Origin of the sequence: Stenotrophomonas maltophilia (assembly GCF_002799245.1) — a bacterium.
Lineage (GTDB): Bacteria > Pseudomonadota > Gammaproteobacteria > Xanthomonadales > Xanthomonadaceae > Stenotrophomonas > Stenotrophomonas maltophilia_S.
The window spans coordinates 588,088-605,486 of the sequence record NZ_NEQV01000002.1; the positions used below are offsets into that span (position 1 = coordinate 588,088).

Annotated in this window: 24 protein-coding genes and 1 tRNA gene; 19 read left to right on the plus strand and 6 right to left on the minus strand. The window is 66.6% G+C overall.

Annotation, left to right across the window (positions count from 1 at the left end):
- Window positions 1-173 precede the first annotated feature (173 nt).
- The 10 genes from ruvB to queC all read left to right on the plus strand — a co-directional run bounded on the left by ruvB (window position 174) and on the right by queC (window position 8,576).
- Complete coding sequence (ruvB, locus tag B9Y64_RS08565) at window positions 174-1,214, plus strand: Holliday junction branch migration DNA helicase RuvB (RefSeq protein WP_100440323.1); 1,041 nt, start codon at window positions 174-176, stop codon at window positions 1,212-1,214.
- Window positions 1,204-1,635, plus strand: a complete 432-nt coding sequence (gene ybgC, locus B9Y64_RS08570) for a tol-pal system-associated acyl-CoA thioesterase (protein ID WP_071229045.1) — start codon at window positions 1,204-1,206, stop codon at window positions 1,633-1,635. Before ruvB ends, ybgC begins: the two co-directional genes overlap by 11 nt.
- A gap of 10 nt (window positions 1,636-1,645) precedes the next feature.
- Window positions 1,646-2,425, plus strand: coding sequence for a protein TolQ (gene tolQ / locus B9Y64_RS08575; RefSeq protein WP_079222896.1), 780 nt, complete (start codon window positions 1,646-1,648; stop codon window positions 2,423-2,425).
- Between the two features lie 24 nt (window positions 2,426-2,449).
- Window positions 2,450-2,878 carry a protein TolR gene (gene tolR / locus B9Y64_RS08580; RefSeq protein ID WP_006438804.1) on the plus strand — a complete coding sequence of 143 codons (429 nt, stop codon included), beginning with the start codon at window positions 2,450-2,452 and terminating at the stop codon, window positions 2,876-2,878.
- On the plus strand, window positions 2,868-3,920 hold the full coding sequence (gene tolA / locus B9Y64_RS08585) for a cell envelope integrity protein TolA (RefSeq protein WP_100440324.1): 1,053 nt from the start codon (window positions 2,868-2,870) through the stop codon (window positions 3,918-3,920). Before tolR ends, tolA begins: the two co-directional genes overlap by 11 nt.
- Window positions 3,921-4,203: 283 nt before the next feature.
- The gene (gene tolB / locus B9Y64_RS08590) at window positions 4,204-5,523 is read left to right on the plus strand and encodes a Tol-Pal system beta propeller repeat protein TolB (RefSeq protein ID WP_014038220.1); all 1,320 of its coding nucleotides are present in this window, start codon (window positions 4,204-4,206) and stop codon (window positions 5,521-5,523) included.
- A 64-nt stretch (window positions 5,524-5,587) separates the two neighbouring features.
- Window positions 5,588-6,106: a peptidoglycan-associated lipoprotein Pal gene (pal, locus tag B9Y64_RS08595; protein WP_053450575.1), complete on the plus strand. Its 519-nt coding sequence runs from the start codon at window positions 5,588-5,590 to the stop codon at window positions 6,104-6,106.
- 3 nt (window positions 6,107-6,109) lie between these two features.
- Window positions 6,110-6,928 carry a tol-pal system protein YbgF gene (gene ybgF / locus B9Y64_RS08600; protein WP_100440325.1) on the plus strand — a complete coding sequence of 273 codons (819 nt, stop codon included), beginning with the start codon at window positions 6,110-6,112 and terminating at the stop codon, window positions 6,926-6,928.
- Between the two features lie 202 nt (window positions 6,929-7,130).
- Window positions 7,131-7,832, plus strand: coding sequence for a 7-carboxy-7-deazaguanine synthase QueE (gene queE, locus B9Y64_RS08605; RefSeq protein ID WP_100440326.1), 702 nt, complete (start codon window positions 7,131-7,133; stop codon window positions 7,830-7,832).
- Between the two features lie 78 nt (window positions 7,833-7,910).
- The gene (queC, locus tag B9Y64_RS08610) at window positions 7,911-8,576 is read left to right on the plus strand and encodes a 7-cyano-7-deazaguanine synthase QueC (protein WP_043400548.1); all 666 of its coding nucleotides are present in this window, start codon (window positions 7,911-7,913) and stop codon (window positions 8,574-8,576) included.
- A 92-nt stretch (window positions 8,577-8,668) separates the two neighbouring features.
- Here queC and B9Y64_RS08615 read toward each other — a convergent pair whose 3' ends face one another.
- Complete coding sequence (locus tag B9Y64_RS08615; RefSeq protein ID WP_100440327.1) at window positions 8,669-9,625, minus strand: DUF2268 domain-containing putative Zn-dependent protease; 957 nt, start codon at window positions 9,623-9,625, stop codon at window positions 8,669-8,671.
- A gap of 178 nt (window positions 9,626-9,803) precedes the next feature.
- Between B9Y64_RS08615 and B9Y64_RS08620 the strand changes: the two genes are divergently transcribed.
- Window positions 9,804-9,879 (plus strand) — tRNA-Lys (locus B9Y64_RS08620).
- Between the two features lie 299 nt (window positions 9,880-10,178).
- Here the strand turns inward: B9Y64_RS08620 and B9Y64_RS08625 are convergent.
- Window positions 10,179-10,412 carry a hypothetical protein gene (locus B9Y64_RS08625; RefSeq protein ID WP_032958956.1) on the minus strand — a complete coding sequence of 78 codons (234 nt, stop codon included), beginning with the start codon at window positions 10,410-10,412 and terminating at the stop codon, window positions 10,179-10,181.
- Window positions 10,413-10,500: 88 nt separating this feature from the next.
- Entirely contained in the window at window positions 10,501-11,007 is a 507-nt protein-coding gene (locus tag B9Y64_RS08630; RefSeq protein ID WP_100440328.1) for a hypothetical protein, read from the minus strand.
- An 85-nt stretch (window positions 11,008-11,092) separates the two neighbouring features.
- Between B9Y64_RS08630 and B9Y64_RS08635 the strand changes: the two genes are divergently transcribed.
- The 7 genes from B9Y64_RS08635 to B9Y64_RS08665 all read left to right on the plus strand — a co-directional run bounded on the left by B9Y64_RS08635 (window position 11,093) and on the right by B9Y64_RS08665 (window position 15,031).
- Window positions 11,093-11,353, plus strand: coding sequence for a YdaS family helix-turn-helix protein (locus tag B9Y64_RS08635; protein ID WP_100440329.1), 261 nt, complete (start codon window positions 11,093-11,095; stop codon window positions 11,351-11,353).
- Entirely contained in the window at window positions 11,343-11,771 is a 429-nt protein-coding gene (locus tag B9Y64_RS08640) for a hypothetical protein (protein WP_057494732.1), read from the plus strand. Before B9Y64_RS08635 ends, B9Y64_RS08640 begins: the two co-directional genes overlap by 11 nt.
- A gap of 125 nt (window positions 11,772-11,896) precedes the next feature.
- On the plus strand, window positions 11,897-12,094 hold the full coding sequence (locus tag B9Y64_RS08645) for a hypothetical protein (protein WP_057494733.1): 198 nt from the start codon (window positions 11,897-11,899) through the stop codon (window positions 12,092-12,094).
- Complete coding sequence (locus B9Y64_RS08650) at window positions 12,091-12,627, plus strand: lysozyme (protein WP_100440330.1); 537 nt, start codon at window positions 12,091-12,093, stop codon at window positions 12,625-12,627. The genes B9Y64_RS08645 and B9Y64_RS08650 overlap by 4 nt, the downstream gene beginning before the upstream one ends.
- Before the next feature lie 24 nt (window positions 12,628-12,651).
- Window positions 12,652-13,095: a lysozyme gene (locus tag B9Y64_RS08655; RefSeq protein WP_238379856.1), complete on the plus strand. Its 444-nt coding sequence runs from the start codon at window positions 12,652-12,654 to the stop codon at window positions 13,093-13,095.
- A gap of 49 nt (window positions 13,096-13,144) precedes the next feature.
- Window positions 13,145-14,008: an alpha/beta hydrolase gene (locus B9Y64_RS08660; RefSeq protein ID WP_100440332.1), complete on the plus strand. Its 864-nt coding sequence runs from the start codon at window positions 13,145-13,147 to the stop codon at window positions 14,006-14,008.
- 84 nt (window positions 14,009-14,092) lie between these two features.
- Window positions 14,093-15,031 (plus strand): alpha/beta hydrolase, encoded by a 939-nt coding sequence (locus B9Y64_RS08665; protein WP_100440333.1) that lies wholly within the window; start codon window positions 14,093-14,095, stop codon window positions 15,029-15,031.
- Between the two features lie 36 nt (window positions 15,032-15,067).
- Here B9Y64_RS08665 and B9Y64_RS08670 read toward each other — a convergent pair whose 3' ends face one another.
- Complete coding sequence (locus B9Y64_RS08670) at window positions 15,068-15,490, minus strand: response regulator (protein WP_100440334.1); 423 nt, start codon at window positions 15,488-15,490, stop codon at window positions 15,068-15,070.
- 94 nt (window positions 15,491-15,584) lie between these two features.
- Window positions 15,585-16,352, minus strand: coding sequence for a CPBP family glutamic-type intramembrane protease (locus tag B9Y64_RS08675; RefSeq protein WP_100440335.1), 768 nt, complete (start codon window positions 16,350-16,352; stop codon window positions 15,585-15,587).
- A gap of 149 nt (window positions 16,353-16,501) precedes the next feature.
- Here B9Y64_RS08675 and B9Y64_RS08680 point away from each other — a divergent pair, with 149 nt between their 5' ends.
- Complete coding sequence (locus B9Y64_RS08680) at window positions 16,502-16,807, plus strand: zf-TFIIB domain-containing protein (protein ID WP_100440336.1); 306 nt, start codon at window positions 16,502-16,504, stop codon at window positions 16,805-16,807.
- 68 nt (window positions 16,808-16,875) lie between these two features.
- On the opposite strand, the gene B9Y64_RS08685 is transcribed toward B9Y64_RS08680, so the two are convergent.
- Entirely contained in the window at window positions 16,876-17,388 is a 513-nt protein-coding gene (locus B9Y64_RS08685; protein ID WP_100440337.1) for a GNAT family N-acetyltransferase, read from the minus strand.
- Window positions 17,389-17,399: the final 11 nt, after the last annotated feature.

The window sequence follows — 17,399 nt, forward strand, 5'->3', positions numbered from 1 at the left end:
TCTACCGCTTCTGGTGGGTGACGACCGTTCTGCCCCTTCTGGTGGGTGACGACCGTTCTGCCCCTTCTGGTGGGTGACGACCGTTCTACCGCTTCTGGTGGGTGACGACCGTTCTATCGCTTCTGGTGGGTGACGACCGTTGGTCGTCACTCGTTTTACCGCATAATCACGGCATGACCGACGACCGCATCATCGGCGCCGGCGCCACCCGCGAGGATGACGCCGCCGACGCCAGCATCCGCCCCAAGCGCCTTGCCGACTATCTCGGCCAGGCCCCCGTGCGCGAGCAGCTGGAGATCTACATCGAAGCGGCCAAGGCGCGTGGCGATGCACTCGACCACGTGCTGATCTTCGGCCCGCCGGGCCTGGGCAAGACCACGCTCAGCCACGTCATCGCCAATGAGCTGGGCGTGGCATTGCGGGTGACCTCCGGCCCGGTGATCGAGAAGGCCGGTGACCTCGCCGCGCTGCTGACCAACCTGCAGCCGCACGACGTGCTGTTCATCGACGAGATCCATCGCCTGTCGCCGGTGGTCGAGGAAGTGCTGTACCCGGCGATGGAAGACTTCCAGATCGACATCATGATCGGCGAGGGCCCTGCGGCGCGCTCGATCAAGATCGACCTGCCGCCGTTCACCCTGATCGGCGCCACCACCCGCGCCGGCCTGTTGACCGCGCCGCTGCGCGACCGCTTCGGCATCGTCCAGCGCCTGGAGTTCTACAGTGTCGAGGAACTGACCCGGATCGTGCGCCGCTCGGCAACCATCCTCGGCATCGATTGCACCGCCGATGGCGCAGGGGAAATCGCGCGCCGTGCGCGTGGCACCCCGCGTATCGCCAACCGCCTGCTGCGCCGCGTGCGCGACTATGCCCAGGTCAAGGCCGGTGGCCACATCGATGAGCCCGTGGCCCAGGCGGCCATGAAGATGCTCAAGGTCGACCCGGAAGGCTTCGACGAGCTTGACCGGCGCCTGCTGAAAACCATGGTGGACTACTTCGACGGTGGCCCGGTCGGCATTGAATCGCTGGCCGCAGCGCTGTCCGAAGAGCGCGGCACGCTGGAAGACGTGGTCGAGCCGTACCTGATCCAGCAGGGTTTCCTGGTGCGCACCGCGCGCGGCCGCATGGCCACCCACAAGGCCTACCGGCACATGGGCCTGAAGCCGAAGAACCCGCCGCAGGACCTGTTCGCGGAGGTTCCCGATGTCGGTTGAGCCGCGATTCAGTTGGCCGACACGCATTTACTGGGAAGATACCGACGCAGGTGGCGTGGTCTACCACGCCCGCTACGTGGCCTTCATGGAACGGGCCCGGACCGAATGGATGCGTGCGCTGGGTTACGGCCAGGAGCGCATGCGCGCCGAGCACGGGATGGTCTTCGCGGTGCGCTCGATGCAGATGGATTTCATCAAGCCGGCACGGCTGGATGACACCCTGCAGGTGAGCGCCCGCCTGGTCCAGCTGAAGAAGGCCAGCATGGTCTTCGACCAGCAGATCCTGCGCGACGGCGAGCTGCTGCTGTCGGCGCAGGTCCGCATCGCCGCACTGGAAGCGGCCAGTTTCCGCCCGCGTGGCATGGACGAGGCCGTCCTTGCCGTGCTGCAACCCCACCTCCACCCCGAATCCGAACACTGAGGAACAACGGATGATCGCAACGCTCCTGGCCCTGCAGGCCACGGTCACCGAGGCACTGCCGGCCGACGTCAGCAACGCCGCGACACAGACCCTTGCCCAGGCCACCACTGGCGGCGGCATCAACTACCTCGAACTGATGGCCAAGGCCAGCCTGCCGGTGAAGATCATCGTGCTGCTGCTGCTGGTCGGTTCGTTCGTCAGCTGGGTGATCATTTTCCGCAAGGCCCGCGTGTTCAAGCAGGCCACCCGTGAAGCCGACGAGTTCGAGAACCGCTTCTGGTCCGGCGCCGACCTGGGCAAGCTGTACAGCTCGGCCACCGACCGCAGCCGCAATGTCGGCGGCCTGGAAGCCATCTTCGAAGCCGGTTTCCGCGAGTACAGCCGCCTGCGCGACAAGCGCCGCCTGGATGGCCGTGCGCAGCTGGAAGGCGCGCAACGCGCCATGCGCACCACCTACACCCGCGAAGTGGACCAGCTGGAGCGCAATCTGGAGCTGCTGGCCAACATCGGCTCGACCGCGCCGTACGTGGGCCTGGTCGGTACCGTGTTCGGCATCATGGTGACCATGCACGACATGATCAGCAGCGGTGCGCAGGCCGGTATCGCCGCCGTCGCGCCGGGCATCTCCGAAGCGCTGTTCGCCACCGCCATCGGCCTGTTCGTGGCGATCCCGGCGGTGTGGGCCTACAACCGCTTCACCACCCGCGTGGAGCGCATGTCGGTGCGGTTCGAGACCTTCGCCGAAGAGTTCAGCTCCATCCTGCAGCGCCAGAGCGCTGGCGACGAGTAAGCGCCTGACCCGGGAGTCCAAGCCATGTCCGCTGCCATCGGTCGCCGCAAGCGCCGCAAGCTGAAATCGGAAATCAACGTCGTTCCCTACATCGACGTCATGCTGGTGCTGCTGATCATCTTCATGGTCACTGCGCCACTGCTCACCCTGAGTTTCGACGTCGACCTGCCGCAGTCCAACGCCAAGGCGCTGGAAAGCAAGCAGGACCCGGTGATCGTCTCGGTGCGCCAGGACGGCCAGCTCAGCCTGAAGCTGCCCGACGCCAAGGAACCGGCCGCCGTGTCGGCCGAGGAACTGGAAGGCCGCCTGGCCGGCATCGCCGCCCAGGACAAGGGCGTGCGCGTGATCGTCGCCGCCGACCGCGCCGTGGCCTATGAAAAGGTCATCGCCGCGATGGACGTGATCAAGCGCGCCAAGGTAGACAAGGTAGGCCTGGCCACCGATGCACGCTGACGCCCTGCCACCCCCGCATCAGCGCGAACCCGGCTGGGGCCTGCCCCTGGTGCTGGCCGTGCTGGTGCACCTGCTGGTCGCGCTGATCTTCATCGGCGCCTGGCTGTGGTCGCCCGAGCGCAACACCGAGGCCGCCGCCGGTGACCCATCGGTCGAGGCCAGCCTGGCGCTGTCCGCATCCGAGGCGTCCGCCGCGCGCCAGGCGCTGCGCCAGTCGGAGAAGCTGGAAGACCTGCCGCCGCCGGTTGCCGAGCCGATCCCGGTGCCGGAAGACACCATTCCGCCGCCGCAGCCGATTCCCGAGCCGCGCCCGCAGGACGCCCCCACGCCCCAGCAGCAACAGGCGCAGGAGCGTGTCGCGCAGCCGGATACCAAGGACCAGGAAGCGGTGAGTGCGCTGGCCATCTCGCAGGAGAAGGCCAAGCAGGAACAGGAAGCCAAGCGCCGCCAGGAGCAGATCGACCTGACCGAACGCAAGCGCCAGGAAGAAGCGGAGCAGAAGCTGCGCCTGGCCAAGCAGCAGGAAGCGGACGAGAAGAAGAAGCAGGCCGAGCAGGAGCGCGTGGCCGCTGACAAGGCCGAAGCCGAGAAGCAGAAGAAGATCGCCGAGCTGCGTGCCCGCCGCGAGCAGGCCGAAAAGGAAGCCAAGCTGGCCGAGCAGAAACTGCGCCAGGTCGCCGCCGCGCGCAATGCCGCCGGCAGTGCGGCTGCCGGTGCCAGTGGTGCCTCGCGGCCGGCTGCCGGTGGTGGTGGCAACAGCGATGATCTGACCGCCAAGTACGCTGCGGCGATCCAGGCCAAAGTGCGTGACACCTGGACTCGCCCGGACAGCGTGCCGCTGGGGCAGAAGTGCCAGGTGACCATCACCCAGATCCCGGGTGGGCAGGTACTGCAGGCCAAGGTGGGTGCAAACTGCCCCTATGACGAGGCCGGCAAGCGCTCGATCGAGGCTGCCGTGCTCAATGCCCAGCCATTGCCCTACCGGGGCTTCGAGTCGGTATTCAACCGCACGCTCAACCTGACCTTTACCGCGCAGGATTGATCGGGCCGGGCAGGGCGGTCACCAGGCCGCCCGCGCCCACGGCTGTCGCTCTTGCCTCTGGTGTGCTCGGTTTCGACCGGGCAGGCTGAGGGCTGCTGTCGAACACCGCCCTGCAGGGCGGCGTGACCGGGGCAGACGGTGCGATGTTAGCCACGACGTTAACGGTGCGTGAGAAGACGGGCTGGAACTGACCCGGAATTCACGTACCCTTGGTTCATGATTGCGAAGCGGTTCACTCCTGCTTTGTTATCCCTCGTTCCGGTTTCCCCCTATTGAGCGCTCCATGAAAAAGATGCCTCGCTGGCTTGCCGTGTTTGCGGCCCTGTTGCTGCCCTTTGCTGCCGTCGCGCAGCAGAAGGGGCTGGATATCGACATCATCGGCGGCAATGCCTCCGCCCTGCCGATCACCATCGTGCCGATGCCCTACCAGGGTTCGTCGGCCGCTCCGCAGACCGACGTCGCCGGCGTGGTCCGCGCCGACCTGGAGCGTTCGGGCCAGTTCCGCACGCTGCCGGAAGCGCAGATCGTCGAAAAGCCCGTGCGTGGTGGCGACATCCAGTTCGCCACCTGGCGCGCGCTGAAGCAGAACTACATCGTCGTCGGCCGCGTGCTCGACGCCGGTGCCGGCGCCTACCGCGTCGAGTACGAACTGTTCGACGTGCCCAAGGGCGAGCGCCTGCTGGGCCTGGCGATGACCGCTCGTGGCAATGCCATGCGCGACGTTGCCCACCAGATGGCCGACGCCATCTACGAAAAGATCACCGGTGTGCGCGGCGCTTTCTGGACCCGCATCGCCTACGTCACCGCCAGTGGCAAGGGCGACGCCATGCGCTATGCGCTGATGGTGGCTGACTCCGACGGCTACAACCCGCAGACCATCGTGCGTTCGGCCGAGCCGCTGCTGTCGCCGTCGTGGAGCCCGGATGGCAGCAAGCTGGCCTACGTCAGCTTCGAGCGTGGCAATTCGGCGATCTACATCCAGAACATCGGCACCGGCGCACGCGAGCTGGTCACCAGCTTCCGTGGCATCAACAGCGCCCCGGCATTCTCGCCGGACGGCCGCAAGCTGGCCCTGACCCTGTCACGCTCGGGCAACCCGGAAATCTACGTGATGGACCTGGGCAGCAAGCAGCTGACCCAGCTGACCAACCACTTCGCCATCGATACCGAGCCGACCTGGGCACCGGACGGCAGTGCGGTGTACTTCACCTCCGACCGCGGCGGCCGTCCGCAGGTCTACAAGGTCGGTGCCGGTGGCGGCAGCGCCGAGCGCGTGACCTTCCAGGGCAACTACAATGCCAAGCCCTCGGTGTCCTACGATGGCAAGAAGATCGCCGTCGCACAGGGCTCGGGCAACAGCTACAAGATCGCGATGATGGACAGCTCGCTGGGTTCGCCCCGCTGGAGCACGCTGTCCCCGGGTTCGCTGGATGAGTCTCCGAGCTTTGCGCCCAACGCAAGCATGGTGCTGTACGCCGCCCGCGAAGGTGGGCGGGGTGTGTTGTATGCCGTCTCGGCCGATGCGCGGGTTCGCCAGCGCCTGGTCCTGGCCGATGGTGATGTGCGCGAACCGGCATGGTCCCCATACCGTACCCAGCGCTAAAAGAGTGTTAATATTTTCGTTGTCTTGAACCCCTCATCGGCCTAGGAGCCACAAAGGTATCGCCATGAACAAGTCCACCCGTGTTCTGCTTGTTTCCCTGCTGTCTGTGGCCGTCCTGGCCGGTTGCTCGAAGAAGGTGAAGGAAGAGCCGGTAGCCCCGGTCGACACCGGCACCTCGACCACCACCCCGACCGGTCCGTCGACCTCCGGCCTGTACGGCCCGGGCGACCTGGACACCGACGCTTGCCTGCGCCAGCGCGTTGTCTACTTCGACCTGGACAAGGAAGACGTGAAGCCGGAATTCCAGGCCATCATGGCTTGCCACGCCAAGTACCTGCGTGACCGTCCGTCCTCGCGCATCACCCTGCAGGGCCACACCGACGAGCGCGGTTCGCGCGCGTACAACCAGGCCCTGGGCGAGCGTCGTGGCAACGGCGTCAACTCGGCGCTGCAGGCCAACGGTGGCTCGGCTTCGCAGCTGACCGTCGTGTCCTACGGTGAAGAGCGTCCGGTCTGCACCGAGTCGAACGAGTCCTGCTGGTCGCAGAACCGTCGCGTCGAAATCGTCTACACCGCGCAGTAATCCATGCGCATTGGCATCAAACTGATGCTGGTCGTTGCGGCAGCCCTCGTGGCTGCCGCACCGGCGCATGCACAGCGGCAGAGCCTGGCCGACCGCGTCGGCGCGCTCGAGCAGCAGATGTACAACAACAGTGCCAACCAGGACCTGTTGAACCAGATCAATCAGCTGCGGCAGCAGGTCACCAGCCTGCAGGCCTCGATCGAGCAGTTGCAGCACGACAACGCCCAGCTCAAGCAGTCCGCCCAGGACCAGTACCTGGATCTGGACAGCCGCCTGAACCGGTTGGAAGGGGGCACTGCCGCCCCGGCCCTGCCGCCCGTTCCGGCGAGCGCGCCGAAGGCCGCTCCGGCCCCGGCAAATCCCGCAGCGGCGGCCCCTTCCGAGCGGCCGCCTTCGGTCCATGGTGATGCCGGCAGCCTTGCCGCCACCGGTGACGAGCGCACCTCCTACAACGTCGCCTTCGAATCGCTGAAGGCCGGCAAGTACGATGATTCGGCGCAGCTGTTCCTGAGCTTCCTGCAGCTGTACCCGAACGGCGTGTACGCGCCGAACGCGCTGTACTGGCTGGGCGAGAGCTATTACGCCACCCGCAATTTCCCGATGGCCGAGACCCAGTTCCGTGAACTGCTCTCGCGCTATCCGACCCACGACAAGGCCGCTGGCGGCCTGCTCAAGGTTGGCCTCTCGCAGTATGGCGAGGGCAAGGTCGACCAGGCCCAGCAGACGCTGGAGGCCGTCGTGGCGCAGTACCCCGGCTCGGACGCCGCGCGCACCGCGCAGGACCGCCTGCAGTCGATCCGCCTCGGCAAGCAGATCCGCTGATCCGGCGTACAATGCGTGTTCCGTAGAGCCGAGCCCACGCTCGGCTGCTTTCGTTTCCGGACGGGCAAAAACGCCCGGACCCGGTAGCGCCGGCTGGACCCTGACCGACCGGCCGCAGTTGTAGGGCCGAGCCATGTTCGGCTGCGTTCGTTACCGGCCACGGTAGCTCCCCCGCCACGTGTCCCACCAAGAAGTACCCGCCATGACCGCCGTTACCCCGTCCAGCGCCGCCGCCACGCCCAGCGAGATCGTGCAGTCGCCGCTGCCACGCCTGAAGATCACCGAGATCTTCACCTCGCTGCAGGGCGAAGCCGATACCGCCGGCTGGCCGACCGTGTTCGTGCGCCTGACCGGCTGCCCGCTGCGCTGTCAGTACTGCGACACCGCCTATGCCTTCCACGGCGGCACCTGGTGGGACATCGACGACATCGTCGCCGAGGTGCTGGCCCAGGGCGTACGCCATGTCTGCGTGACCGGTGGCGAGCCGCTGGCGCAGAAGCGCTGCCTGGTGCTGTTGGAAAAGCTGTGCGATGCCGGCATGGACGTCTCGCTGGAAACCTCGGGTGCACTGGACGTCAGCGCGGTGGACCCGCGCGTGTCGCGCGTGGTCGACATCAAGACGCCGGGCTCGGCCGAAGCCGCCCGCAACCGCCTGGAAAACCTGCCGCTGCTGACCGCACGCGACCAGATCAAGTTCGTCATCTGCAACCGCGAGGACTACGACTGGGCCAAGGCCATGGTCGCCGAGCATGAACTGGTGAAGCGCTGCACGGTGTTCTTCTCGCCCAGCAAGGGCGAGATCACCGCACGCCAGCTGGCCGACTGGATCGTCGAGGACCGGCTGCCGGTGCGCTTCCAGATGCAGTTGCATAAAATCCTGTGGAACGACGAGCCGGGCCGATGAGCCGGCGCAGCGTTCCCTGATGTAGCTCCGGCGCGGGACAGCGTGCTGGCTTTCCCCTCCCAACCGGACGTTTTTCCCATGAAGAAGGCAGTCGTGCTTCTCTCCGGCGGCATGGATTCAGCCGCCGTCATCGCCATGGCCCAGGAACAGGGCTTCGCCGTGCATGCCCTGAGCGTGCGCTATGGCCAGCGCCATACCTCCGAACTGGATGCCGCCGCCCGCGTGGCCAAGGCCCAGGGCGTGGTCGCGCACAAGACCGTGGATGTGGACCTGCGCAGCATCGGCGGTTCGGCACTGACCGACGACATCGACGTGCCCGAGGCTGGTGGTGCCGGCATCCCCGTCACCTACGTGCCGGCGCGCAACACCATCATGCTGTCGCTGGCCCTGGGCTGGGCCGAAGTGCTCGGCGCCAACGACATCTTCTGCGGCGTCAACGCCGTGGACTACTCCGGCTACCCGGACTGCCGCCCCGAGTTCGTGGCTGCGTTCCAGGCGCTGGCCAACCTCGCCACCAAGTCGGGCGTGGAGGGCGCGGGCATCAAGGTGCACGCACCGCTGCAGTTCCTCAGCAAGGGCCAGATCGTCAGTGAAGGCGTGCGCCTGGGCGTGGACTTCGGCCTGACCGTGTCCTGCTACAACGCCGACGCCAACGGCGCCGCCTGCGGCCATTGCGATGCCTGCCGCCTGCGCGCGCAGGGCTTTACCGAAGCCGGCGTGCCCGACCCGACGCTGTACGCCTGACTGCACTGCGGTGGGTGCGAACCGTTTGACTGCACCTGGGTGGGTGCGAACCGTTGGCTCGCACTCCCTGGTCGCCCGGGCATGGCCCGCCGCTACCGGGCCTGCAACCACCCCGACGCTTCAATGAACGCCCGCACCGCCTTCGGATCGGCATAGTCCAGCTCGATCATCCGCGCGATGGCGGCCTTCTCGTCGGTCTGCTGGCGCATGTACTCCTGCGCGATGCGGTAGCCGGCGTAGTAGCCCAGATCACTCACCCCGAACGGATTGCGCGCGCTGTTGTACAGCCAGTTGTCCAGGCTGTCCCCGTGCATCTCCGCAACGAAGCGTATGCGGATTTCCGCTTCGTGCGCGGGCCCGTAGGTGTACAGCGGCAGTGCTGGACGGCGGCCGCTGATGCGCTCTGCCACGTATTCGGCAACGCCTTCGCGTACTGCGTACTGGGCCAGGCTGCCGGTGGTCTCGCGCTGCTGGGTATGCACGTACTCGTGCAGGTTGTTCTGCGCGTTGTTCGCACCGGGCTGGCTGTCGTAGAAGATCCGCAGTCGGCTGCGCATCCGCTCCGGCAGCTCGCTCACGTCCACACTCGCGTCGCCCAGCGCCATCTCCGCACCGATCAGCACCCTGTCGCCCAAGGTGGTACCGCCGGTGCGCAGCACGCCGATCGCGTAGGTGATGGTGGCCGGGCGCAGTGCAGGGTAGAGCGTGCGGAAGGCGGAAAGATCCCGTTCCAGGGTTGCACTGGCCTGCTGCGCGTTGGCAGTCAACGGTCGTACCGAGGTCCAGAAGCGTGGCCATGACTGCATGGCCTCGGCGTACTCGCGGGCGCTGTAGTTGCGGACCTGCATCAATGCGTGCAGGCCGGTGCTGCCCGGATCGATGTAGCGCTGCTGGACCAGGGCAACCCGGCGCTCGGCATCGGGCTCGGCGCGCACCGCATCGTAGGTTGCCCAGAAGCGGGCGATGTCGTCGGTGACGACCTGCGACGGGGAGGCCAACGCTGTGCAGGGCAACAGCAGTGCGGCAAGCAGGCTGAGGGTCAGGCGCATCCGGAGTTCCATGGTGGGATCGCAGATGGGATGCGGTCGCCGTCCGAAAGGTTTAAGCCGGCTGACCGGATCGTGTCGTGCCGGCCGCTGGCCGGCATCTTCGGCATGTCGGGGTTTCGCGCGACCCGGCAAAGTAGGGTAGAATGCCCACCCCGCCGAAAGGCCGGGGCAATGCATTGGGCCGTTAGCTCAGTCGGTAGAGCAGAAGACTTTTAATCTTTTGGTCGAAGGTTCGAATCCTTCACGGCCCACCAATGCATTGATGATCAAGGCGCCCACGGGCGCCTTTTTTTTTGCTTCCTCGAAAGCGCTTCGGCAGTGCGGGAAGCGCCGCAGCAACGATTCGGTGCTGCGGGTGTTGTCGGTGGACCCGCAGGCAGCGGGTGCCAGCGGATCAGCAGGTGCGAGGAGGCGGCGTCCCAAGCGCGCGCATCCGTCGCTGTTGACCTCACGTCGCTCGCTTCGATCCAATTACCTTTGCGGTAAAAATATTGGTAATCAAAGGTAATTGGCGTCATCAAAACCGGCCGTTTCCGGCCGGTCAGGGGCGCTGTCAGCCGTAATGCGCGCGCAACAGCCCGGCGTCGTGGAAGGAAATGCCTTCCCGGATGCACTCCTCGGCGCGCTCCATGTCCTTGTGCAACTGGATCAGTGCGTCGTCGGCAAGCTGCTCGATGTTGACCACGCCGCAACAGGCCTGGTCGATCACATGCTGCATGGGCTCGCCCCAGCGCCGGCGCACGTTGCGGATCATGCGGCAATGCCACTCGCGCATGATCGCGTCCATGCGCCTCTCCCCGCGAACCCCATGTGCATCTCCCGCCACCACCCGCAAGGCCGGGGCCGGGTTGCGCTCGCCGCGCAGTTCCTGGGTCCTAGCGGCCAACCGCTGTGCGAGCTCCTCGAGTCGCGTGTGAGTCATCCTTTGCCTCCCTGATCCGTCTTGCCAGAAGCTTCGTCAGGTCGAGCACGTTGTCCGGTGCAGAAGGCTGACCGAACTCGTCCACGACCGTGAATGCGGTCTCCAGCAGCACGGGATCGTAGATCCATTCCGGTGGATCGCCGACCAGCTCCAGGTAGTGCGAAAGCACCTTGACCGCAGCGCTCATTTTCTCGAAATCCAGTCCCGTAGATTGAGACTGAAGCGACATCTCTCCGTCTTGATCGACTCGGTCCAGCGTTCCATGTGGAAGCTGCATCACTGATTCAAGATCGCGCGCGAGACGATTGCCGATGCTCTTCGGGTTGCTCTCGGAAATCCACTGGCTGACCTGGGGCTGTGCCCAGCGGGTGCCACCGAACTGGCGGGCCCATTCGGCCGGGCCGCCGGCGGCGGCCACGCGGAGGCGCATGTTGTGGGTGCGGGCGGTACTGGCGTCCATGCGTAGATGGTGCGCTGCATTACCAATCCAGCAAATGACCAAAACGGTATTGACTTGCCATTACCTGCACGGTAATGTGTGCGTCATGAACCTCATCGACTACGCGATCTCCCAGGGGGGCTACGGCACCCCCAGTTGCCCCGTCATGCGCCGCCTGGCCCACCAGACCGGTTGCGCGCTGCGGACCCTCTACATGATCGCCCGCGGCCACAAGCTGCCCGGCGCGCGGCTGTGCCGGCGCATCGAGCTGGCCACGGCAGGCGTTGTACGCCGCGAATCCCTGCGCCCGGATGTCTTCGGCCCGGCCCCGTCGCACCTCAAAGGAGAAGCCCCCCATGCAGCTTGATACGTTCGGTGAGTACGTCCGCAGCCGGCTGGAACATTGGGGCGGCGAATATGCCCTGCATCGCGACTGCGAATACCTCGGCTTCCAGTCCCGCAACCTGCTGGCGGTGCTGATCGAGCATCGCGGTGACATGCCCGGCCGGGCCCAGGGATACAAACCCCTGGAAACGGATCAGCTGGCGCAGCAGATCGAAGACATCATCACTGCTGTCGCGCGCGACAACGTGGCAATGGCGTGCGCGCTGCGCGGCTACTACTGCGGCCGCGGCCGGCGCAAGGTCGAACGATTCGAGACGGCGAATCTGCTGCTGGCCAACTGCGGGCAGCGACCGGTGTCCAACCGGCACTACCTCAACCTGGTCGAACTTGGCTTCCAGCGCGTGCGTGGCTGGATGGAGGGCATCGCCCAGGCCGCTTGAGCGGCGGATCGGATCTTTCGCCCGCCTCCCGACCGGAACAACCCTCGTGCCGAGCCGGCAGCGAGGCGGGCACCTCTTCGGGCCACGTCGATGCGGCGCGGCCTGCATTCCCTCCAGGACCCATCATGAAAGAAGAAATCATCAGTACGGCCGGCGCAGCGGCCATCAAGTCCGCGCCGCCGGTCACCGTCGCCGGTGCGCTTGCAGCCGGCATCACCCTGGACCGCCTGGTGGTGGTGCTGACCATCGTGTACCTGGCTGCGCAGATTGCCTATCTGGGCTGGCGTTGGCTGCGCGAATGGCGCCGCAGGGAACGCGAATGAGCCGGCCCGGCAGCACCTTGCCGATACGCAGCCTGGTCGCCGTGCTTGCGCTCAGCGCTGCGGGCCTGATCGCCATCGTCGACCGTGAGGGATACACCGACGCCGCGGTGGTGCCCACGCGCAATGACCGTCCAACCTATGGCTTCGGCTCGACCGTTCGCGAGGATGGCACGCCGGTCAGGATGGGCGACCGCACCACGCCGGTACGTGCACTGCATACCGTGCAGGCCCATCTGGCCAGGGAAGAAGGGCAGTTCCGAGCCTCGCTGCCCGGTGTGGCGCTCAGCCAGGGCGAGTACGACGTCTATGTCGATTTCCTCTACCAGTACGGCATCGGCAACTGGCGCGCGTCATCGATGCGCCGTCATCTGCTGCAGGGTGAATACCGCCAGGCCTGCGATGCCTTGCTGCTGTGGAAGCGGGCAGGGGGCTACGACTGTTCGACCCGTGTCGATGGCCGCCCCAACACCGTGTGCTGGGGGGTATGGGAGCGCCAGCAACAGCGCCATGCGCGTTGCCTGGCGGAGCAGTGACACATGCCACGCCTGTGGGTGGTAATGGCGTCGCTGCTGCTGTGGTCACTGCTGATGTTCGCGGCCGGCTGGCGTTGGCGCGGTGATCGCAGCGATCTCGCGATGGCGCGGGTGGATGTGGAACAACAGGCCGGCGCCGTGCAGTCCGAGCGGCGGCTGCGCCGGGATCAGGAAGAACGGAACGAGGCGATGGCCTCAGTGGGGGAACAACATGAACATGACCGTGCGCGCGCAGCCGAGGTGGACGCTGATGTGGTGGCTGCCCTGCGTGCTGGCACTCTCCGCCTGCGCGACGACCTTGCCGCGTGCCACACCGGCCGTCTGTCCGAAGCCGCCGCCCGCACCGGCGAACGTGATGCGGGTGCCCAGCTACGAGCAGAGGTTGCGGCAGCGCTTGTTCGAATCGGACGCGATGCCGACGACCAGCTCCGCGCCTGCCAGGCGGTGATCGAACTGGATCGCCGTTGAGGGCGCCGGCGCAGTTATGCTGGCCGTCCTCTCGAAAATGGAAGTTCGCATGCGCGTCGCTGTCCTGTCCGTCATGATCCTGCTGGCCACTGCGGGGCCAGCTGTCGCCGCTGTTCCCGCGGCGCAGGCGACGCCACCGGAGCCGGTCACTGCGGCGGCTCCGTTGGTGATTGGCGAGACCTTCACCATCGAGTCGAAGGCGCTTGGCGAAACCCGCCGCATCAATGTCTACCGCCCGCAGCCCTGGGGGCTGGACCCGAAGGCGCCGCTGCCGGTGCTGTACATGGCCGATGGCGGCATCGGCGAGGACTTCCTGCATGTGGCAGGGCTGGTGCAGGTGCTGGCCGGCAATGGCAGCATGCGTCCGTTCCTGCTGGTCGGTATCGAGAACACCGAGCGCCGCCGCGACATGACCGGCCCCAGCAGCGATCCGCAGGACCAGAAGATCGCGCCACGCATTGGTGGATCGGCGGCCTACCGCAGCTTCCTGCGCGATGAGCTGATGCCGCAGGTACGCCAGCGCTACCCGACCACCGACGAGCGCGCACTGATCGGAGAGTCGCTGGCCGGCCTGTTCGTGGTCGAGACGCTGCTGCAGGAACCGGCGCTGTTCAACAGCTACATCGCGCTGGACCCCAGCCTGTGGTGGAACCATGGCACCTTGCTGGCCGGAGCGGCCAGGCAGCTGCCGGCAGTGACGCGCACACGGCCGCAGGTGTTCCTGGCCAGCAGCGGGCAGCCGGAACTGGCCGCGTCAACCGCGCGTCTGGCCGCGTTGTTGCAGCAGGCCTCGCCGTCGCCGCTGGTGAAGTACCTGCCGCTGCCGGAGGAAACCCACGCGACGATCTATCACCCGGCCGCCCTGCAGGCGCTGCGCACGCTGTTCCCGGCACCAGCGCCGGCCTCGCCCTGACCCGGCGTGGCGCTGCGCTGCACGACATGTGAGGATGCGGTAGCGGCGCCACCCGGGTGCGCCGCCCGCAACGGGAGAGCGTGGATGCAGCGTGTGCGTGGATGGAGTGTGGTGGCCTGCCTGGTGTTGGGTGGGTGTGCGATGTCGGTGGCACCACCGGCAACGCAGAATGAAGCGAAGGAAAGCGCGGCCACCGCTGTGCCGGGCGTGGTGCTGCCGGATACTGAAGCGCTGCGCGTGCACGATCCGGTGGGCCGCGATTACCCGATCTGGGTGGCGTTGCCGGCCGACTACGCGGCGCATCCGGAGAAGCGCTATCCGGTGCTGTATGTGACCGACGCGCTGTACAGCTTCCCGCTGGTGCGCAGTGTGCGCAACATGGTGGGCCAGAAGGGCGTCAACATCGAGGATTTCATCCTGGTCGGGCTGCCGCCGCAGGAAGGCCTGACCTCCAGGCAGAGCCGCTCGCGCGATTACACGCCCAGCGATCCGGCGCGCACCGATCCGCGTGACTACAGCGACGACGTCAGCTACGGCGGCGCGGCGCATTACCGCGATTTCCTCGCCGAACGCGTACTGCCGATGATCGATGCGCGCTACCGCACCGATCCGGCGCGGCGTGCCTATGCCGGCCATTCCTATGGCGGCCTGTTTGGCGCCTACGTGCTGACCACGCGCCCGGACATGTTCCACAGCTACATCCTGTCCAGCCCGTCGCTGTGGTTCGACAACCATCGGGTACCGCGCATGCAGGCCGCAGCCAAGGCGCCCACGCAGCCGACCACGGTGGTGCTGTCGATCGGCAGCTTCGAAACGGTCAAGCCGGAGCCGCGCTATTTCACCCGCAACGACATGCTGCGCCACAACGCCGAGTTCGCCGAGCAGCTGCGCGGTAGTGGGCGTCCGTTGACGGTGGACAACATGGTGATCGACGACGAGGACCACTTCACCGTGTATCCGGACATGATCACCCGCGCGTTGCTGAAGGTGTTCCCGGGTACGGGGCCGTACAGCAGCGGTTGAGGGAGGGTTCCATCCACGCGTGGCGTGGATGGGGCCTCATGCGGCCTGTGCGCCCGGCCCGGTCAGCACGCCCACGTCGGCATGGCGGAAGCACAGGCGGATGGCATCGAGCAGCTCGCTCATGCTGTACGGCTTGGGCAGGAAGTGGATGCCGGCGCGCAGCTGCGGCAGCACGCGATGCTGGTCCATGCCGGAGGTGACCAGGATCGGCAGCTGCGGCAGGTGTTCGCGCACGCGGTTGGCGGTTTCGATGCCGCTGATGCCGCCCAGGCAGACGTCGGTGAACAGCAGGTCGAACGGTTCGCCAGCGTTGAGCAGGCCCAGAGCGGCTTCGGCGCTGCTGACAGCGGTGACCTGGCAGGCCTGGCTTTCCAGGGCGAGGCGACTGAGTTCCTGGGTTTCCTCGGCGTCCTCGATCAGCAGGACGCGCGGTTCCACAAAGCGCTTGGACAGCAACATGACGCGGCAACTCCGGACAACAGGGGGAGCGAAAGGCGCGCAAGTATGCGCAAGCCGGTAGTGAGCCCGGCGTGCACGGCAAGCTAAGTGGGCGTTACAGGCGCGCCTGGCGCCGGCGGCGCATGTGCCAGGCCAGGGCCACGACCGCCAGCAGGGCGGTGCCGATGCGCAGGCTGGTGGCCTGCCAGCCCAGCGCGAGGGCGTCGTCGAGGCTGAACACGTTCCAGGCCAGGTTCATCGAAACGTGCAGGACCAGGCCGCACCACACGGTATTGCCGTCGAGGTGATCGAGCCAGGCGAAGATGAAGCCACCGAGTGCGATCACCGCACCGACAAACAGTGCGGTGCCGCCGCCATCGAACCCGCCGAAACCCAGCCAGTGCACCCAGCCGAACAGCAGCGCCTGCGGCAGCGCGAGCAGGGGCCATGGCCCGCGCACGAGCTGCACCAGCAGCACGAAGCCGAGGCCGCGGAACAGCACTTCCTCGGCCAGTGGGAACAGCACCGCCAGCATCGTGGCATCCAGCGCGGTCAGCGCCGTGTTCGGCGTGCCGAGCAGCGCAAGGCCCAGCCAGCAGGGCAGGCTGGCCAGCAGCACCCACAACGGGCCGCCCCAACCATTTCCGTGCAGCCCAAGGCTGGCCAGCAGGCCCATGCCACGGGGACGCAGCAGCAGGGCCAGCAGCACTGCCACCAGCACCGCCAGTGCGTTGTCGAGCAGGCTGCCGCCGTAGGCGATGGGCAGCGCTGGAATCGGTGTGCCGACGGCGGCGGCGATATCGCGCAGGTTCAGGCCCAGGGCGACGCCCAACAGCACCAGCGCCAGGCGCGCTGCAGTGGGGAGGCGGGACAGCACAGCCATGCTTGCACTTCCTGCGGGACAGGGCTTCAGTCTGCGGGGTTGCAGGGGGGAGGACACGCGCCGGAAGTCCTTGTGCCATCGGTCATGCGTTGCCGCATAGTCATCGCCGTGCAGGTAGAGTCGTTGCCAGACCGACAGGAGTGATGCCGATGCTGTGCCCCGTGTGCAAGACCCAGACGCTGCAGATGGCCGAACGCCATGGCATCGAGATTGACTACTGCCCGAGCTGCCGCGGCGTGTGGCTGGATCGTGGCGAGCTGGACAAGATCATCGAACGTGCCGGTGCAGATGCCGCTGTGCCGCCGCCAGCGCCCGTGCAGCAGCCGGTATCCTCGCCGCCGCCAGTGATGCACCGTGATACCCGTCACCTCGGCCAGCGCTACGAGGACAACCGTGGCCACGGTTACAAGAAAAAAAAGAAGGACAGCTTCCTGTCGGAGTTGTTCGACTTCTAGGTGGAGCCGGGCCTGCTCGACTTGAATGCTGCGCTGGTCGAGCAAGCCCTGGGCTACAGGACGCGTGATCACGCCCTGCGCAGGATGAACTCGCGGTCGTGCGTGTCACCGACGATGAAGTCGTACTCGCCGACCTTGCTGCAGCCGTAGCGCGCGTAGAAGCGCTGCGCGCCGAAGTTCTCTTCCCATGCGCCCACCCACAGGGTACGGCGCTGCGGCTGGTCCAGCCAGGCCATGAATGCGTCCATCATGCGTGCGCCGTGGCCGCCGTTCTGGTGTGCGGCCAGGATGTAGAACCGCTTCAGTTCGATGTCGCCCTCGCGTGCCTCTGCATGCGGCAGGGTGTTGGCGCCGGCGGCCAGATAGCCGACCACGGAGCCACCGTCCATCAGCAGCCAGATCGCGCTGCGCGGGTCGGACAGTTCGACGCGCTGCGGTTCGCTGCTGTAGTGCGCCTGCAGGAAATCGTGCAGCTCCTGCTGCGGATAGGAATCGCCCCAGGTTTCGATGTAGGTGGCAATCGCGATGGCCGACAGGGCATCGACATCGGCAAGGGTGGCGCGGCGGATCTGCAACGACATGGCGGTGCCTG

Excerpts from the sequence above, each read along its gene's own strand:
- ruvB (WP_100440323.1), top strand. The coding sequence starts at position 174 with ATGACCGACGACCGCATCATCGGCGCCGGCGCCACCCGCGAGGATGAC.
- ybgC (WP_071229045.1), top strand. The coding sequence starts at position 1,204 with ATGTCGGTTGAGCCGCGATTCAGTTGGCCGACACGCATTTACTGGGAA.
- tolQ (WP_079222896.1), top strand. The coding sequence starts at position 1,646 with ATGATCGCAACGCTCCTGGCCCTGCAGGCCACGGTCACCGAGGCACTG.
- tolR (WP_006438804.1), top strand. The coding sequence starts at position 2,450 with ATGTCCGCTGCCATCGGTCGCCGCAAGCGCCGCAAGCTGAAATCGGAA.
- tolA (WP_100440324.1), top strand. The coding sequence starts at position 2,868 with ATGCACGCTGACGCCCTGCCACCCCCGCATCAGCGCGAACCCGGCTGG.
- tolB (WP_014038220.1), top strand. The coding sequence starts at position 4,204 with ATGAAAAAGATGCCTCGCTGGCTTGCCGTGTTTGCGGCCCTGTTGCTG.
- pal (WP_053450575.1), top strand. The coding sequence starts at position 5,588 with ATGAACAAGTCCACCCGTGTTCTGCTTGTTTCCCTGCTGTCTGTGGCC.
- ybgF (WP_100440325.1), top strand. The coding sequence starts at position 6,110 with ATGCGCATTGGCATCAAACTGATGCTGGTCGTTGCGGCAGCCCTCGTG.
- queE (WP_100440326.1), top strand. The coding sequence starts at position 7,131 with ATGACCGCCGTTACCCCGTCCAGCGCCGCCGCCACGCCCAGCGAGATC.
- queC (WP_043400548.1), top strand. The coding sequence starts at position 7,911 with ATGAAGAAGGCAGTCGTGCTTCTCTCCGGCGGCATGGATTCAGCCGCC.
- B9Y64_RS08615 (WP_100440327.1), bottom strand. The coding sequence starts at position 9,625 with ATGCGCCTGACCCTCAGCCTGCTTGCCGCACTGCTGTTGCCCTGCACA.
- B9Y64_RS08625 (WP_032958956.1), bottom strand. The coding sequence starts at position 10,412 with ATGGACGCGATCATGCGCGAGTGGCATTGCCGCATGATCCGCAACGTG.
- B9Y64_RS08630 (WP_100440328.1), bottom strand. The coding sequence starts at position 11,007 with ATGGACGCCAGTACCGCCCGCACCCACAACATGCGCCTCCGCGTGGCC.
- B9Y64_RS08635 (WP_100440329.1), top strand. The coding sequence starts at position 11,093 with ATGAACCTCATCGACTACGCGATCTCCCAGGGGGGCTACGGCACCCCC.
- B9Y64_RS08640 (WP_057494732.1), top strand. The coding sequence starts at position 11,343 with ATGCAGCTTGATACGTTCGGTGAGTACGTCCGCAGCCGGCTGGAACAT.
- B9Y64_RS08645 (WP_057494733.1), top strand. The coding sequence starts at position 11,897 with ATGAAAGAAGAAATCATCAGTACGGCCGGCGCAGCGGCCATCAAGTCC.
- B9Y64_RS08650 (WP_100440330.1), top strand. The coding sequence starts at position 12,091 with ATGAGCCGGCCCGGCAGCACCTTGCCGATACGCAGCCTGGTCGCCGTG.
- B9Y64_RS08655 (WP_238379856.1), top strand. The coding sequence starts at position 12,652 with ATGGCGTCGCTGCTGCTGTGGTCACTGCTGATGTTCGCGGCCGGCTGG.
- B9Y64_RS08660 (WP_100440332.1), top strand. The coding sequence starts at position 13,145 with ATGCGCGTCGCTGTCCTGTCCGTCATGATCCTGCTGGCCACTGCGGGG.
- B9Y64_RS08665 (WP_100440333.1), top strand. The coding sequence starts at position 14,093 with ATGCAGCGTGTGCGTGGATGGAGTGTGGTGGCCTGCCTGGTGTTGGGT.
- B9Y64_RS08670 (WP_100440334.1), bottom strand. The coding sequence starts at position 15,490 with ATGTTGCTGTCCAAGCGCTTTGTGGAACCGCGCGTCCTGCTGATCGAG.
- B9Y64_RS08675 (WP_100440335.1), bottom strand. The coding sequence starts at position 16,352 with ATGGCTGTGCTGTCCCGCCTCCCCACTGCAGCGCGCCTGGCGCTGGTG.
- B9Y64_RS08680 (WP_100440336.1), top strand. The coding sequence starts at position 16,502 with ATGCTGTGCCCCGTGTGCAAGACCCAGACGCTGCAGATGGCCGAACGC.
- B9Y64_RS08685 (WP_100440337.1), bottom strand. The coding sequence starts at position 17,388 with ATGTCGTTGCAGATCCGCCGCGCCACCCTTGCCGATGTCGATGCCCTG.